The organism is Aromatoleum toluclasticum ATCC 700605 (genome assembly GCF_000378245.1).
Taxonomy (GTDB): Bacteria; Pseudomonadota; Gammaproteobacteria; order Burkholderiales; family Rhodocyclaceae; genus Aromatoleum; species Aromatoleum toluclasticum.
This window is the reverse complement of sequence record NZ_KB899496.1, coordinates 258,725-274,897: the sequence shown is the minus strand read 5'-3', so window position 1 is coordinate 274,897 and position 16,173 is coordinate 258,725. Positions and strand designations below refer to the sequence as shown.

The following is a 16,173-nucleotide window of genomic DNA, read 5'->3' as shown; positions in this document are numbered from 1 at the left end:
CGCGGGGAAGCCCTTGCCCCTCCCGCAGCGAGTGCGGAACCGGTCAGGCCTTTGCGAACGTGATACGCCCGCCCTCGACCCCGACCAGAATCTTGTCCTTCGCAGCAAACTGCCCTTCCAGGATAGCTCTGGCCAGCGGGTTTTCGATCCGCTCCTGAATCGCGCGCTTGAGCGGCCGCGCACCGAAAACCGGATCGAACCCGGCCTCCGCCATCTCCCCGAGAGCCTCGTCGGTGACCTCGAGCGCCATGTCCAGCCGCGCCAGGCGCTTCTCGAGATACTGAAGCTGGATGCGCGCGATGCTCGCGATATGGCGTGCGTCAAGGGCATGGAACACGACCACCTCGTCGATGCGATTGATGAACTCGGGCCTGAAGAACGTCTTCACCTCGGCCATGACGGCGAGCTTGATGACCTGATAGTCGTCGCCCGACATCTGCTGGATCATTTGGCTACCGAGATTGGAGGTCATCACGATCACGGTGTTCTTGAAATCGACGGTGCGCCCCTGCCCGTCGGTCATCCGCCCGTCGTCGAGCACCTGCAGCAGGACGTTGAAGACGTCCGGGTGGGCCTTTTCGACCTCGTCGAAAAGGATGACGCTGTAGGGCTTGCGACGTACCTGCTCCGTCAGGTAACCGCCTTCTTCGTAGCCCACGTAGCCCGGAGGTGCGCCGATCAGGCGGGCAACCGAATGCTTCTCCATGAATTCGCTCATGTCGATACGGACCAGATGCTCTTCCGAGTCGAACAGGAACTCGGCGAGGGTCTTGCAGAGCTCTGTCTTGCCCACGCCGGTGGGGCCGAGGAAGAGGAAGGATCCGTACGGGCGGTTTTCGTCGGACAAACCCGCACGCGAACGGCGGATTGCGTCCGACACGAGCCGTACTGCCTCGTCCTGACCGACCACCCGCGAATGCAGACGCTGTTCCATGTGCAGCAGCTTCTCGCGCTCACCCTGCATCATCTTGCTCACCGGGATTCCGGTTGCCCGCGACACGACTTCCGCGATCTCCTCGGTGCCGACCTGCGTCCTCAGCAGCTTGAATTTGCGCTCACCGCCGCCTGCGGTCTCGGCCGTCCTGAGTTGCGCTTCCAGTTGCGGAAGCTTGCCGTACTGCAGTTCCGCAAGCTTGTCGTACTGACCTTGGCGCTGCATCTCGGCCATCTGCGCGCGCAGCTTCTCGATCTCTTCCTTGATGTGCTGGCTGCCCTGGACGCTCGCCTTCTCCGCGCGCCAGATCTCGTCGAGGCTGGCGAAGTCGCGCCCGAGCTTGTCGATCTCGTCGCGGATGAGAAGGAGACGCTTCTGCGAGGCCTCGTCGGTTTCCTTCTTGACGGCCTCCTGCTCGATCTTGAGCTGAATGAGCCGGCGCTCGAGCTTGTCCATCGATTCGGGCTTCGAATCGATCTCCATCTTGATCCGTGCGGCGGCCTCGTCGATGAGGTCGATCGCCTTGTCGGGCAGGAAGCGGTCGGTGATGTAGCGATGCGAGAGTTCGGCCGCCGCGACGATCGCGGGGTCGGTGATATCGACCCCGTGATGGAGCTCATACTTTTCCTGCAAGCCGCGCAGGATCGCGATCGTGGACTCGACCGAAGGCTCGTCGACCAGCACCTTCTGGAAACGGCGTTCCAGGGCGGCGTCCTTCTCGATGTACTTGCGGTACTCGTCGAGGGTGGTGGCGCCGATGCAGTGCAGCTCGCCGCGCGCGAGCGCCGGCTTGAGCATGTTGCCCGCGTCGATGGCGCCCTCGGCCTTTCCGGCACCGACCATGGTGTGGATTTCGTCGATGAAGACGATGATGCGCCCCTCTTCCTGGGCGATCTCCTTGAGTACCGCCTTGAGGCGCTCCTCGAACTCGCCGCGGTACTTCGCCCCCGCGAGCAGTGCGGCCATGTCGAGCGACAGCACGCGCTTGCCCTTGAGCGTTTCCGGTACTTCACCGTTGACGATGCGCTGCGCCAGCCCTTCGACGATCGCCGTCTTGCCCACGCCCGGCTCGCCGATCAGGACCGGGTTGTTCTTCGTACGCCGCTGCAGGATCTGGATGGCGCGGCGGATCTCGTCGTCGCGGCCGATGACGGGGTCCAGCTTGCCGGCGCGTGCGCGATCGGTCAGGTCGAGGCAGTATTTCTTCAGCGACTCGCGCTGCCCCTCGGCGTCCTGGCTGCCCACGGACGCACCGCCTCGCACCGCCTCGATCGCCGCTTCAAGCGGCTTGCGCGAAAGTCCGTGTTCCTTGAGCAGGCGACCGGTATCGCCCTTGTCCTCGGACAAGGCGAGCAGGAACATCTCGCTCGCGATGAACTGATCCCCGCGCTTCTGCGCCTCGCGGTCTGCGAGGTTCAGCAGATTCGAGAGGTCGCGGCCGATCTGCACCTCTCCTCCGTGGCCCTCGACCCTGGGGAGGCGCGCGAGGAGCTTGTCGAGCGCAGTCTTGAGCGGCGGGACGTTGACGCCCGCTCGCTGGAGCAGCGAAACCGTTCCGCCATCTTCCTGGCCCAGCATCGCGACGAGCAGGTGGACCGGCTCGATGAACTGCTGATCGCCGCCGTTGGCGATGCTCTGGGCATCCGAAAGGGCCTGCTGGAATTTTGTGGTGAGCTTTTCGAAGCGCATGGGACCATCCGTTATCCGATTGGGGTTGACCGAGATATGGGGCCTTCGCCGGGCAATTCAACCTTCAGACCACCGGGATACGCTCCATTATGGTCGGCCGTCACGCGCTTGCCCCCAAATTCGGCATCGGCACTCTTGCTGCGTCGCAGCATTCGTGCTCCAATGGCCCGGATAAGCTTTCACTGGTACGGCTACATCCTGTCAGACGTGCTATGTTGAAAGAATTCACCGGAGGCACCAGCGGCCTCGATAATTTTTCAGCGCTCGTGGAGGAAGAACATGGCGATCAAGCAAGAACAGTTCAACGAAATCCAGAAGAAGAACTTCGAAGCGGCGATGCGCCTGGCGCAGATGTCGATCGAGAACTCGCAGCGCATCATGGAGCTCCAGGTCGCGACGGCCAAGAGCCTCTTCGAAGAGGGTGTGCAGAACGCCAAGGCTCTCTCCTCGGCCAAGGATCCGAAGGAAGTTCTGGAGCTGCGCTCGCACTACACCCAGAGCGCAACCGAGAAGATGCTTGCCTGTGCCCGCGAAATGGCGGAGCTGGCCAGCCGCACCCAGGCCGAGGTCGGCAAGCTCGTCGGCGAGCAACTGTCGACCGGCAGCAAGGACGTGTTCGAATCGATGCAGAAGATGTTCTCGGGCATGCCCATCACCGACCAGAACGCCATGTCCGCAATCCAGAACGCGATGGACACGACGCGTGCAGCCTTCGAACAGATGAGCCGTGCCTCGACCGAGGCCTTCCAGCTCTTCACGCAGCAGGGCAAGAAGTAATCCAGCCCTCGCGAAGAAAAACGGCGCCCGCGGGCGCCGTTTTCATTTCCGGGTGGTGGGCTAAGCCTGGCGGCCGCCCTGCTCCCAGCGTGCCGCAGCAGAGTCGTCGCTGTCGCGGGCATCGACCCAGCGCGCCCCTTCGGGCGTCTCTTCGAGCTTCCAGAACGGCGCACGCGTTTTCAGGTAGTCCATGATGAATTCGCATGCTGCGAAGGTCTCCCCCCTGTGGGCGCCGGCGACGCCGACGAACACGATCCGGTCGCCGGGCTCCAGCCGCCCGAACCGATGTATGACCCTGACGGCGTACAGCGACCAACGCGCGCGCGCCTGCACGACGATCTCCTCGAGCGAGGCCTCCGTCATTCCCGGATAGTGCTCGAGCGTCATCGCGCCGACGCTTGACCCGCCGCTCACGTCGCGCACCAGACCGAGGAAGGTCGCGACGGCACCGACTTCGTTGCGTCCGGCCGACAAGGCCGCGATTTCCGCACCGACGTCGAAGTCTTCAGCCTGCACACTCACCGTCATGATTCAGCCTCCCGTCACCGGGGGAAAGAAGGCAATCTCGTCGCCGGGCAACACGGGGTCGGCCGGCGCCGCCATGCGCTGGTTGCGCGCCGCGCGGACGTTTCGCCCCTCGCCGAGTGCCTTCCACTTCTCGCCACGGTCGGCAAGGAAGGAGCGCAGTTCACCGACCGTCGATACGCCCGAGGGGAGGACGAAGCTCTCCTCGGTGCATCCGAGTACTTCCTTGAGCGAGGCAAAGTAAAGGATCTTGACGGTCATGGTGTCAGTAAAGCAGTTGGCCGTATGGCAAAAAACGGATCATCTCACCCTTTCGGATGGGGGTATCGGCTGGCACGTCGGCCAGCCCCTCGGCCCACACGATGGAAGACAGCGCTGCAGCGCCCTGGTTGCCGTGGATCTCCACGCCACCCGAATCGTTGATGCACGCGCGAAGGAATTCGCGCCGCCGGTCGGGTCGCGGCCAGTCGAAATCGGCCCGCAGCGTCAGCGCCTTGGGAATCACCGCGGCGGCTCCCTGCGTGGCGAGGATGAAGGGGCGGACCATCAGCAGAAAAGTGACGAAACTGGACACGGGATTGCCGGGCAGGCCGATGAAGGCCGCGCTACCCACCTGACCGTAGGCAAGCGGTTTACCGGGCTTCATCGCAATCTTCCACAGATCCAGGGAGCCCTCGGCTTGCACCGCAGGCTTGACGTGATCTTCCTCCCCGACCGATACGCCCCCGCTGGTCAGGATCAGGTCGTGACCTTCCGCCGCCTCGCGCAGCACCGCACGCGTCGCATCCAGCCGATCGGGAACGATGCCGAAGTCGGTCACGGCGCAGCCCAGCTGTTCGAGAAGCACGCGCAGCTGAAAGCGGTTGGAGTTATAAACGCCGCCGGGCGGCAGCGGGTCACCCGGCATCACGAGTTCGTCGCCGGTGGAAAAGAGCGCAACCCGCATCCGCCGTAAGACTGCGAGCTGGGCGACACCGACCGACGCGGCCAGTCCGATCTCCTGGGCGCGCACGCGCGTGGCCGCGGGCAGGACCACATCACCGGCTGCAATTTCACTGCCGGCGGCGCGCATCGCCTCGCCGGCGCGGGGAGCATGATTGACGATCACGTCGTCACCGGCATGCTCGCACAGTTCCTGCATCACGACCGCGTCAGCTCCCGGCGGCAACGGTGCGCCGGTAAAGATGCGTGCCGCAGTACCGGGCTGCAGCGTGGTCCCCACGCTGCCCGCCGGTATGCGTTGGGATATCGGCAGACGCGCTCCGGCCGCCACGACGTCACACGTGCGCAGCGCGTAGCCGTCCATCATCGACGTATCGAGTGCGGGCACCGCGATCGGGGAGCGGACATCGGCCGCGAGCACGCGCCCACTCGCCACGAGCGTGTCGACCATCTCCATCTCGCGGATCGGCCGGACTTTCGCCAGCAGGGTCGCAAGCGCGTCGTCAAACGAAAGCATGTCAGGATTCATGACGGGCTGCGTATTCGATGATGAACTGGACGATTTCGTCGGGTTCGTTGAGCGGCAGGACGGGCACGGGGCAGTCCAGCGGAACGTCCGTAGCGACCGCGACAACATGGGGATTTTCCTGCCACAGGGGCGGCTTGCCATGCGCAGGGCGATGAACTTCGATCTTCGGCACCGGCGCGGCCTTGAACCCCTCGATCAGCACGATGTCGCATGGCGACAAGACGCGCAGCTGCTCTTCCAGCGTGGGCTCCGGAGCGCCCCTCAACTCATGCATCAAGGCCCAGCGGTCGTTCGAAAGCATAAGCACCTGGCTCGCTCCCGCCTCCCGGTGGCGATATGAGTCCTTGCCCGGTTTGTCGAGATCGAACCCGTGGTGTGCGTGCTTGATCACCGACACGGTGAGTCCGCGGGCGGAGAAGCCGGGAATCAGTGTTTCGATCAGGGTCGTCTTGCCCGAGCCGGACCAGCCGGCGATACCGAATACGATCATCGTGTTGGCGTCTTGCGTTGGCGGAAAGGAAGAATAACTCAAGCACCGCGTTGCGCGCACGGCAAGGCGACGACCGTTGCAAAACCGCCCCCCGGCGTGCGGAAGTTGGTCGTCTGCCCCCGGTACAGGCGCGCGGCCGCCAATTGCACCGCACCTCGAAAGGCGTAGAGCCGCAGGTCCATCTTGAGATCGGTCGCCACGCCCTCCACGGACAGGCGCCGGGCGCTCGGGGGAACGAGCTCCTGAGCGATGTAGTCGCCTGCAAGTATGCTCGCGAAGACGCTGCGGGTGAGCTTGTCCCCACGGTACGCGGCGCGGCTGCCGAAACCCGTCTCGGGCTTGAAGAACAGCTCGCGCCGGTGCTTCCACAGTGAATCGCCATCCTCCGCCCGCACGCGCACCGTGCGCGGAATGCCTTTCACAAGGGTGTCTCGTGTCGTGGTGTCTACGCCCAGCGAGCGCAGGAAATCGTCGTCGCACAGCAGCGCAAGATTGCCCTTGTCCGCATACAGCGCATGTGCGCGCGGGTGTGGCGTGATCACTGCAGCCTGTTCGTGCCACGCCGCTGCAAGCGCCGCCGAGGCGGGCTCGTCGAGGCTGAAATCGGTGAGCCGGTTATACACGAGGTCCACCTCTTCACCATCGAGCACGAGCCGCCCCCCGACAAAGCACAGTGCGGCCGGATCGCAAATCCACGCTTTCAGCCCGTGGCGCTCGAACAGGCGCTGGAACAGCAGGAATTCGGGCAGGAGATACTGGTCCTGCGGATCGCGGTCGACGATCGCAACCGTGCGCAGCGGTGCGTCGCCGCGGACCGCGCGCCACTCGGAAGCGAACATTTCGAAAAAAGCGCGCTCCGGGTCTTCCTCGCCCCGGGACGCCAAGGGCACCACTTCGGCGCAGCATGCGCGCTGCGCGCGGGCAAGGGCGACGTTCAGCAATCCGCCGCCGGCATTGGTGTTGATCTCGATGAGTCGCGGACCATCCGCCGCGAGATGGAAGTCGAAGCCGAGAAACACTCCGCTCGCCGCGCAATCGATGCGCGCGCTTGCTGGCGCGTGCTGCAGCACCGCGGACTGCCAGCCCGGCAAGCCGGCGACGCGCTCCACCGCCTCGACGACTGCAGCAGCGGCCTCGAGATGCCGCTCGGCAACGAACGCGACGGAGTCTGCAAAAAGGTGGGGCCGGGTCGCATTGATCGTCGAGAGCAAGGCTCCGTCGCGCGGATCGCGTTCGAGCTCGGCCTTCAAACGGGCGTGATCGAGCGAGACGCACTGGCAGCCGCGATTCATGCGTTCGACGATGTCCTCGCAGTCCCCCTCCGCGATCGCCTGGATGAGTGGGTCTCTTGCCAGTGCCGATATCGCAGTCATGTGTGTTCTCGGGTCGAAAGCAAATCAAACCCAGCCCGGGGGCGGGAGTTGCTCGAGGAAGGCGACGGCCTCCGCTTCCGCGCGGGTTCGCCGCATCGGTGGCAGGCTTCGCCAGACGATCTTGCCATATTGCTTGTCGATCATCCGCGGGTCGCAGATGCACAGCACACCCAGATCGCGCTCGCTGCGAATCAGGCGACCGGCCCCCTGCTTCATGTTGATCACCGCGCGCGGCAACTGGTAGTGCATGAACGGATTGTGCCCGCTCTTCTGCAGATGCTCCACCCGCGCAGCGAGCACGGGATCGTCCGGCGGAGCGAAGGGCAGCTTGTCGATGACGACCACGGACAAGGCGTCGCCGGGTACGTCGACACCCTCCCAGAAGCTCTGGCTCGCCACGAGAACCGCGTTTCCCAGCCGCCGGAACCGATCGAGCAACTCGCTGCGCGACCCCTCGCCCTGCAACAGCAGGGGCAGTTTTTCCCCTGCGCGCTCCAACCCGTCGGAGATCAGTCCATGGATGCGCTTCATTGCGCGCAGGGATGTGCACAGCACGAAGGTCCGCCCGCGCGCGGCGCGAATCAGGGGCAAGGCGACGCGCGCAACGGCCTCTGGGTACTCCGGGTGGTTCGGATCGGGCATTCCGGACGGCGCATACAGCAGCGCCTGCTTCTCGTAGTCGAAGGGACTCCCCCATACGGCGGTGACCGGTGGCGGCTCGATCCAGCTCAGCCCCATCTCGTTGCAGTAATGCGTGAAGTTCTGCCCGACAGCCAGCGTAGCCGACGTGAAAATCCATGCCCGGGGATGGCTCTCCAGCTGGCGCCGAAAAACGCCCGAAACATGGAGCGGCGTCGCATTGAGCGCCGCCGACTGTGGAAACACCTCGACCCAGCGGATGAACTCCCCCGCGTCCGGCGAGCGCCACCGGACAAGCCGCTCGCCGATCTCGGCCGTGCGGCGCAGGCAATTCGCGAGCCCTTCGCTGCGTTCGGCCTGCGTTTCGAGGATCGCGGCGAATGAGTCGATTTCACCGTTCAGCGCATCGAGGCTCTTTTCGAAATCCGGCAGCGCGGCAACCTGTGCCGCCGAGAGACGCGCGGGGTCGCTTCCGAAGGCCAGTCGGAAATCCCGCGCCGCCTTCTCCAGCGCGCGCGTGGCGTCGATGAGATCCCGGCAGTCACGTGCGCCGGCGAGGGTTTCCGATCGCGTGTCGCGCGCGAGTTCGAGGATTTGCGACGTAGACACGCTCTCGCCAAAAAACAGGCTGGCGGTTTCTGGAAGCTGGTGGGCCTCGTCGAAGATCACCGCGTTGCAGGACGGCAGCAACTCCCCCATCCCTTCGTCGCGCAACATCACATCGGCGAAGAAGAGGTGGTGATTAACCACCACCACGTCCGCATCCATCGCCGCGCGCCGGGCAGCCAGGACAAAACATTCCTTCACATCGGGACACTCCTGCCCCAGGCAGTTGTCTCGCGTCGATGTCGCAGCAAACCACGCGGGCGAATCCTCCCGCACTTCGCTGCATTCGGCCTTGTCACCGCTCTGGGTGACCTTGGCAAATCGCGCGATCGCGCGCAGATCCGCCGCGTCCTGCGCTGTGAGGAAACGCCCGTCGCGCGCATTGCGCTCCAGATGGTAGGGACATACGTAATTCGCGCGCCCCTTAAGCAGCGCGATCGTGACGGGAACCTTCAGGGCAGCCCGAATGTTCGGGAGGTCACGATTGAAAAGCTGGTCCTGCAGCGTCTTGGTCCCGGTGGAGAGGATGACCTTTCCGCGAGAGAGCAACGCAGGTACAAGATAGGCAAAAGTCTTTCCCGTGCCGGTGCCAGCCTCGGCCACCAGAACGCGGTTTTCCCGCAGCGCATCCGCGATGTGGCTGGCCATCTCGAGCTGCTGCGGTCGCGGGCGAAACGACGGAATCGCCGCTGCGAGGGGGCCGTCCGGCGAAAATGCGGTTTCCAGATCGGTCATCGTTGATCCACGGCTCCCGGATTGGCCGGTCTCGGGCTCAATCTGCGCGGTGACCCAGCGCAAGGTATTCACGGCTGCGCATCTCGATCAGGCGGCTTACCGTGCGGACGAATTCATGCGCGTTGTGCCCCTGAGTGTAGAGCTCCGCAGCGTCGACCTCGGCGCTGGCGATCAGTTTCACCCGGTAGTCGTACAACACGTCGATCAGCCAGGTGAAACGCCGCGCTTCCGAGGCGCTGCCCGCGTTCATGCGCGGGATTCCCGACAGGATCAATGTATGGTGTTCCCGGGCGATCTCGAGATAATCATTCTGCGAGCGGGGGCCGCCGCAGAGGGTCGCGAAATCGAACCAGATCACGCCGGTCGCATGACCGAGAACCGGCAGCCCGCGCTCGAACAGATCTATCTCCCCAGCAGCCGGCTCACTTGCAGCCAGATGATAGAAATCATCGCGCATCTTGCGCTGCGCCGCCTCGTCGGCCGGCACGAGGTAGATCTCCATCTGTTCGAGGGTTCGCAAGCGGTAATCGGTACCGTGATCGAGCTCGAAGACGTCGAAGCGCCGCTTGATCATCTCGATCGTCGGCAGGAAGTTGATGCGCTGCAAGCCGTTCGGATAGAGCCCGTCCGGCGGATAGTTCGATGTCATCACGAAGATGACCCCGCGCGCGAACAGCGCATCGAGCAGGCGCCCGAGAATCATCGCATCGGCGATGTCGGACACGTGAAACTCGTCGAAACACAATAGCCGCGTTTCCTTGGCAACGCGATCTGCAACGCGCTGCAGGGGATCCGGCTCGTTGTTGAATTGCCTCAGGTCGTTCTGCACCTCCTGCATGAAGGCATGGAAGTGCACCCGGCGCTTGCGCTGATAAGGCACCGAATCGTAAAAGCAATCCATCAGGAAGCTCTTTCCGCGCCCCACTCCACCCCAGAAATACACGCTACGCGGCAACTGCGGTCGCGTAAAAAGCTTGCGCAGGGTGTTACGCCGAGCCGCCTTGAACCCGACGAGATCGGTATAAAGCGTCTGCAATCGCTGTGCAGCGGTGCGCTGCTCCGGATCCGACTTGTATCCGCGAGCAGCGAGTTGGGCCTCGTAGGCCTCGAGCATCCCGTACTGCGGGACATTCAGGACGCGATGGGGCATGGGACCTGCCTGAAACCGTAATGCGAAAAAATGAGGGTGGTCCGGGATTATCCCGCACCACCCCGCGAGCGACCAGCCGAAAGGCCGATCAGAAATGCAGCGGACGCTTGTCCACCGCGAGGGCAGCCTCGTGCACCACTTCCGACAGGGTCGGATGGGCGTGGCAGATGCGCGCCAGGTCTTCCGATGCCGCACCGAACTCCATCGCGACGACCGCTTCCGAGATCAGCTCGGAGGCATTCGCACCGATGATGTGCACACCGAGGATGCGATCGGTCTGCGCGCAGGCCAGCATCTTGACGAAGCCGGTGGGATCGCCCGAACCGAGCGCACGGCCGTTGGCCATGAACGGGATCTTGCCGGCCCGGTAGGCAACGCCTTCGGCTTTGAGTTGCTGTTCGGTCTTGCCCACCCAGGCGATCTCGGGCGACGTGTAGATCACGCCCGGTACCATGTCCAGGTTGCAGTGGCCGGCCTGACCCGCGATGACTTCAGCAACCATGACGGCCTCTTCCATCGCCTTGTGCGCAAGCATCGGCCCGCGGACGACGTCGCCGACCGCATAGACGTTCGGCAGGTTGCTCTTGCAGTGACCATCGACAACGATCTGGCCGCGTTCATTCACGTTCAGGCCGACCGCTGCGGCATTCAGGCCATCGGTATTCGGGACGCGACCGACGGACACGATCAGGCGATCGCATTCGAGCTTCGCCTCCTTGCCGTCCTTGTCGGTGTAGGCGATCGATACGCCCTTCTTGGTGACCTTCGTGTCGCCGATGGTCACTCCCGTCTCGATCACGAGTCCCTGCTTCTTGAAGACCTTGAGCGCTTCCTTGGCCACATCCACGTCGGCGAAGCCCATGAAATCGGGCAGCGCTTCGAGCACGGTCACTTCCGCGCCCAGGCGACGCCACACCGAGCCCATTTCGAGGCCGATCACGCCGGCGCCGATGACGCCCAGCTTCTTCGGCACCGCATCGAAGTCCAGGGCACCGACGTTGTCGCAAACGATCTTGTTATCGACCGGAATGCCGGGCAGATGGCGCGGCTTCGACCCCGTCGCGATGATGACGTGCTTGGCTTCGACCGTTTCGCCGCCGACCTTGACGACATATCCGTCCGCACCGGCGCTTTCGAAGCTGCCATGCCCCGCGAGGAAGGTCACCTTGTTCTTCTTGAACAAGCCCTTGATCCCCGACGTGAGCTGATCCACGACCTTGTTCTTGCGGCCGATCATGGTCGGCACGTCGATGCTGACACCGCCACTCACCTTGATGCCCTGCCCTTCGAAGGCGTGCTCCGCTTCCTCGAACAGGTGGGAGGTATGCAACAGCGCCTTGGAAGGGATGCACCCCACGTTCAGGCAGGTCCCGCCGAGACGCGGCTCGCCCTTCGGGTCGGCATACGGATTGGACTCGGCACACGCCGTCTTGAAACCCAGTTGTGCAGCACGAATCGCCGCCACATACCCGCCAGGCCCGCCGCCGATGACGAGTACGTCGAATTGCTTGTCAGCCATCATTCACTCCGGAAAAACGAAAAACGTGGTGTCGCGCCGGACGCATTGCTCCGGCGCGGCACCACGCACAAGGTCTATTACACGTCGAGGATCAGGCGGGCCGGATCTTCCAGCGCTTCCTTCATCGTCACGAGGCCGAGCACTGCTTCGCGGCCGTCGATGATGCGGTGATCATACGACATGGCCAGGTAGTTGATCGGGCGGATCACGATCTGGCCGTTCTCGACCACCGGACGGTCCTTGGTCGCGTGGATGCCCAGGATGGCCGACTGCGGCGGGTTGATGATCGGCGTCGACAGCATCGATCCGAACACGCCCCCGTTGGAGATCGAGAAGGTGCCGCCGGAGAGTTCCTCGAGCGACAGCTTGCCGTCCTTCGCCTTCTGGCCGTACTCGGCGATCTTCTTCTCGATGTCGGCGATGGACATCTGGTCCGCATCGCGCAGGATCGGCACGACGAGGCCGCGCGGCGAACCGACGGCGATGCCGATGTCGATGTAGCCGTGGTAGATGATGTCCGTACCGTCAACCGACGCGTTCAGGATCGGGAACTTCTTCAGCGCCGCGACCGCGGCCTTGACGAAGAAGCCCATGAAACCGAGGCGCACGCCGTGTGCCTTCTCGAACTTGTCGCCATACTGCTTGCGCAGCGCCATGACCGGCGCCATGTTCACTTCGTTGAACGTCGTCAGGATCGCGTTTTCGTTCTTCGACTGGATCAGGCGCTCGGCGATGCGGGCGCGCAGGCGGGTCATCGGCACACGCTCTTCCGGACGCTCACCGGTCAGGGCGAGCGAAGCCGGTGCAGCCGCGGGAGCGGCAGCGCGCGGCTGGGCTGCAACCGCATCTTCCTTCGTCACACGCCCGCCACGGCCAGAGCCGGCGACGTCGGTGGTCGCAATGCCCTTCTCTTCGAGAATCTTGCGCGCGGCCGGGCTGGCAGCGCCGGCCGCAGCGGCCGACGGTGCTGCAGCGGGTGCCGCCGCAGCGGCCGGGGCAGCGGCAGGAGCCGCAGCACCGGCAGCGGCCTTGGCTTCGGTGTCGATCTGGGCGATCAGTTCGCCCGACGTCACGTTCTCGCCGCTGGCCTTCACGATCTTGACGAGCACGCCGTCGGCCGGAGCCGGAGTCTCGAGCACCACCTTGTCCGTCTCGATGTCGATCAGGTTCTCATCACGCGACACCGCGTCGCCTTCCTTCTTGTGCCACGAAACCAGGGTGGCTTCCGAAACCGATTCCGACAGTTGCGGAACTTTCACTTCAATCAGCATTTGATCTTCTCCCGAAGTCCGAGCTTGTGCTTATTAGTTGGGTGATTGTTGCGTCGTGTCCTGGATCGGACCGAAGGCGTTTTCCAGGACAGCCTTCTGCTGCGCGTTGTGCTTGGCGTAGTAGCCGACCGCAGGCGAAGCCGAGGCGGGGCGGCTGACGAGCAGCAGGCGGCGCTTGCCCAGCACGTTGACGAGGTGCTGGCGCGACGCGAGCCAGTACCAGGCGCCCTGGTTGCGCGGCTCTTCCTGGCACCAGACCACTTCCTTGGCGTTCGGGAACTGATTAATCGCGGCGGCGAAGGCGTCGGTGGGGAACGGGTAGATCTGCTCGATGCGGACAAGCGCCGTGTCGGTGATCTTGTTCTCGCGACGGTGAGCTAGCAGCTCGTAGTAGACCTTGCCCTGGCACAGAACCACGCGCTTGACCTTCTTCGGATCGAGCTTCTCGACTTCCGGGATGACCGTCTGGAAGCTGCCGCTGGCCAGTTCGTCGATCGTCGAGATCGCTTCCTTGTGACGCAGCAGCGACTTCGGCGTGACGATGATCAGCGGCTTGCGCAGCTTGCGCAGCATCTGGCGACGCAGCAGATGGAACACCTGGGCAGGCGTCGTCGGGACGCAGATCTGCCAGTTGTTTTCAGCCGCCAGGCTCATGAAGCGTTCGGGACGGCACGACGAATGCTCGGGACCCTGCCCTTCGTAACCGTGCGGCAGCATCATCACGAGCCCGCTCAGCCGGCCCCACTTCGCTTCGCCCGAACTGATGAACTGGTCGATCACTACCTGAGCGCCGTTCACGAAGTCGCCGAACTGGGCTTCCCATACGACAAGTTCGTTCGGCTCGGTCGTCGAATAGCCATACTCGAAGGCCAGCACTGCCTCTTCCGAGAGCACCGAGTCATGGCACTGGAATCCGGCCTGGCCGTCCTGGATGTGATCCAGCGGCTTGTAGATGCCTTCGTCCCAACGCTCGCGCTTCTGGTCGTGCAGCACCGCATGACGATGGAAGAAGGTTCCGCGGCCGACGTCCTCACCGGAGAGACGCACACGGTACCCTTGGGCCAGCAGACTTGCGTAGGCGAGGTTCTCGCCCATGCCCCAGTCGAGTGCCTGCTCACCACGTGCCATTGCCGCACGGTCATCGATGATCTTCTTCACGCGCGAATGCAAAGTGAAGCTCGCCGGGATCGTGGACAGGCGCTCGCCCAGCCGCTTGACCTCCGGGACGGGGATCGCGGTTTCCGCGACGTCGGTATACGCCTTCTTCAGGAACGGCGTCCAATCCACCGAGAACTGACGATTGTGGCCAGGCAGAACCGGATTCGACAGGAGCTCGCCACGATCGAGATGCTCGCGGTACTCTGCGATCATGCGATCGGGTTCATCCGCCTGGCACGTACCCTCAACGACGAGACGGTCGGCATACAGCTTGCGAGTACCCGCGTGCTTCTGGATGGTGCGGTACATCAGCGGCTGCGTCACCATCGGCTCGTCCTGCTCGTTGTGGCCGAGCTTGCGGAAGCAAATGATGTCGACCACCACGTCCTTCTTGAATTCCTGGCGGAACTCGACGGCCAGCTGTGTGACGAACGCAACGGCTTCGGGATCGTCGCCGTTCACGTGGAAGATCGGCGCTTCAACCATCTTGAAGATGTCGGTGCAATACAGCGAGCTGCGGTAGTCGCGCGGATCGGAGGTCGTGAAGCCGATCTGGTTGTTCACGACGATGTGAACGGTGCCGCCCGTGCCGTAGCCGCGGGTCTGCGAGAAATTCAGCATCTCCTGGTTCACGCCCTGGCCCGCGACGGCCGCGTCGCCGTGGATCAGGACAGGAATGACCTGCCCCTTGGCATCGTCGCTGCGACGCACCTGGCGGGCGTACACGGAACCTTCGACGACCGGGTTGATGATCTCGAGGTGCGACGGATTGAACGCCAGCGTGAGGTGCATCGGGCCTCCCGACGTCATGACGTCGCTGGAGAAGCCCATGTGGTATTTCACGTCACCCGCAGTCAGGTCCGCAGCAGCCTTGCCCTCGAATTCCGAGAACAGCATCGACGGCGACTTGCCGAGCGTATTCACCAGCACGTTCAGGCGACCGCGATGCGCCATGCCGATGACCACTTCCTGGGCGCCCAGGCCACCAGCGACACTGATCAGCTCGTCCATCGCGACGATCGCCGACTCGCCGCCTTCAAGCGAGAAGCGCTTCTGGCCGACATATCTCGTGTGCAGATAGCGTTCGAGGGTTTCCGCAGCGGTCGTGCGCTCGAGGATGCGCTTCTTCTTCGCAGCATCGTAACGCGGGGTCGCGCGCACGCTCTCGAGGCGTGCCTGGATCCAGCGCTTCTGCGAAATGTCGGAGATGTACATGTATTCCGAACCGACCGACCCGCAGTAGGTCTGGCGCACCGCTTCGAGGATCTCGCGCAGGGTCGCATGGTCGGTCGAGAAACCGTGGAACGAACCCGTATTGAAGCTGCGCGACAGGTCCGCCTCGGTGAAGCCGTAGTAAGAGGGCTCCAGTTCGGCGATGTGAGGCCGCTCGGTACGACGCAGCGGGTCGAGATTTGCCCAGCGGTTGCCGAGGAAACGGTAAGCGTTGATGAGTTGGAGCGTGCTCACTTGACGCTTGTCGCCACCTTCCGGGGCAACGGTGCGGATCGGGCCGCGCTTGGCCATCTCGGCGAAGGCCGCGATCACCGGGCCATGCGCCACGTCGCGCAACGCTGCGCCACTCTGCGACTGAAGGTTGTCGAAATAGGCACGCCACGATTCCGGCACCGACGCCGGATCGGAAAGGTAATTCTCGTAAAGCTCCTCGATGAACGGCGCATTGCTGCCGAACAAGTGAGAAGTGGATCGTTGCTGAATGGTCATTGTTATGCCACCTGTAGTCTTATTGCGTTGCTTGGGCTACTCGACGCTGCATGCCCGGCGTCTCCGAACAAAAACGGGATGGCCGCGTCGAACGACCATCCCGCGGAGATCATT

General features: G+C 63.7%; 12 protein-coding genes. 1 reads left to right on the top strand and 11 read right to left on the bottom strand.

Annotation, left to right across the window (positions count from 1 at the left end; genetic code table 11):
* Positions 1-43: 43 nt before the first annotated feature.
* Complete coding sequence (gene clpB / locus F464_RS0112525) at positions 44-2,623, bottom strand: ATP-dependent chaperone ClpB (RefSeq protein WP_018990166.1); 2,580 nt, start codon at positions 2,621-2,623, stop codon at positions 44-46.
* Positions 2,624-2,902: 279 nt separating this feature from the next.
* Here clpB and F464_RS0112520 point away from each other — a divergent pair, with 279 nt between their 5' ends.
* Positions 2,903-3,400, top strand: coding sequence for a phasin family protein (locus F464_RS0112520; protein ID WP_018990165.1), 498 nt, complete (start codon positions 2,903-2,905; stop codon positions 3,398-3,400).
* 60 nt (positions 3,401-3,460) lie between these two features.
* On the opposite strand, the gene moaE is transcribed toward F464_RS0112520, so the two are convergent.
* From moaE to F464_RS0112470, 10 genes are all read right to left on the bottom strand, one after another.
* Positions 3,461-3,928, bottom strand: a complete 468-nt coding sequence (moaE, locus tag F464_RS0112515; RefSeq protein ID WP_018990164.1) for a molybdopterin synthase catalytic subunit MoaE — start codon at positions 3,926-3,928, stop codon at positions 3,461-3,463.
* Positions 3,929-3,931: 3 nt separating this feature from the next.
* Positions 3,932-4,186, bottom strand: coding sequence for a molybdopterin converting factor subunit 1 (gene moaD, locus F464_RS0112510; protein WP_018990163.1), 255 nt, complete (start codon positions 4,184-4,186; stop codon positions 3,932-3,934).
* 4 nt (positions 4,187-4,190) lie between these two features.
* Positions 4,191-5,396 (bottom strand): molybdopterin molybdotransferase MoeA, encoded by a 1,206-nt coding sequence (locus tag F464_RS0112505; protein ID WP_026295957.1) that lies wholly within the window; start codon positions 5,394-5,396, stop codon positions 4,191-4,193.
* Entirely contained in the window at positions 5,386-5,886 is a 501-nt protein-coding gene (mobB, locus tag F464_RS0112500) for a molybdopterin-guanine dinucleotide biosynthesis protein B (RefSeq protein WP_018990161.1), read from the bottom strand. The genes F464_RS0112505 and mobB overlap by 11 nt, the downstream gene beginning before the upstream one ends.
* 38 nt (positions 5,887-5,924) lie before the next feature.
* Complete coding sequence (locus F464_RS0112495; protein WP_018990160.1) at positions 5,925-7,259, bottom strand: hypothetical protein; 1,335 nt, start codon at positions 7,257-7,259, stop codon at positions 5,925-5,927.
* 24 nt (positions 7,260-7,283) lie between these two features.
* A complete protein-coding gene (locus tag F464_RS0112490) occupies positions 7,284-9,239 on the bottom strand; it encodes an ATP-dependent DNA helicase (RefSeq protein ID WP_018990159.1) in 1,956 nt (651 codons plus the stop codon).
* A 37-nt stretch (positions 9,240-9,276) separates the two neighbouring features.
* Positions 9,277-10,389: a cell division protein ZapE gene (zapE, locus tag F464_RS0112485; RefSeq protein WP_018990158.1), complete on the bottom strand. Its 1,113-nt coding sequence runs from the start codon at positions 10,387-10,389 to the stop codon at positions 9,277-9,279.
* Positions 10,390-10,477: 88 nt separating this feature from the next.
* Complete coding sequence (gene lpdA, locus F464_RS0112480; RefSeq protein ID WP_018990157.1) at positions 10,478-11,908, bottom strand: dihydrolipoyl dehydrogenase; 1,431 nt, start codon at positions 11,906-11,908, stop codon at positions 10,478-10,480.
* Between the two features lie 77 nt (positions 11,909-11,985).
* Entirely contained in the window at positions 11,986-13,179 is a 1,194-nt protein-coding gene (odhB, locus tag F464_RS0112475) for a 2-oxoglutarate dehydrogenase complex dihydrolipoyllysine-residue succinyltransferase (protein WP_018990156.1), read from the bottom strand.
* 33 nt (positions 13,180-13,212) lie between these two features.
* On the bottom strand, positions 13,213-16,059 hold the full coding sequence (locus tag F464_RS0112470; RefSeq protein ID WP_026295956.1) for a 2-oxoglutarate dehydrogenase E1 component: 2,847 nt from the start codon (positions 16,057-16,059) through the stop codon (positions 13,213-13,215).
* Between the last annotated feature and the right edge of the window lie 114 nt (positions 16,060-16,173).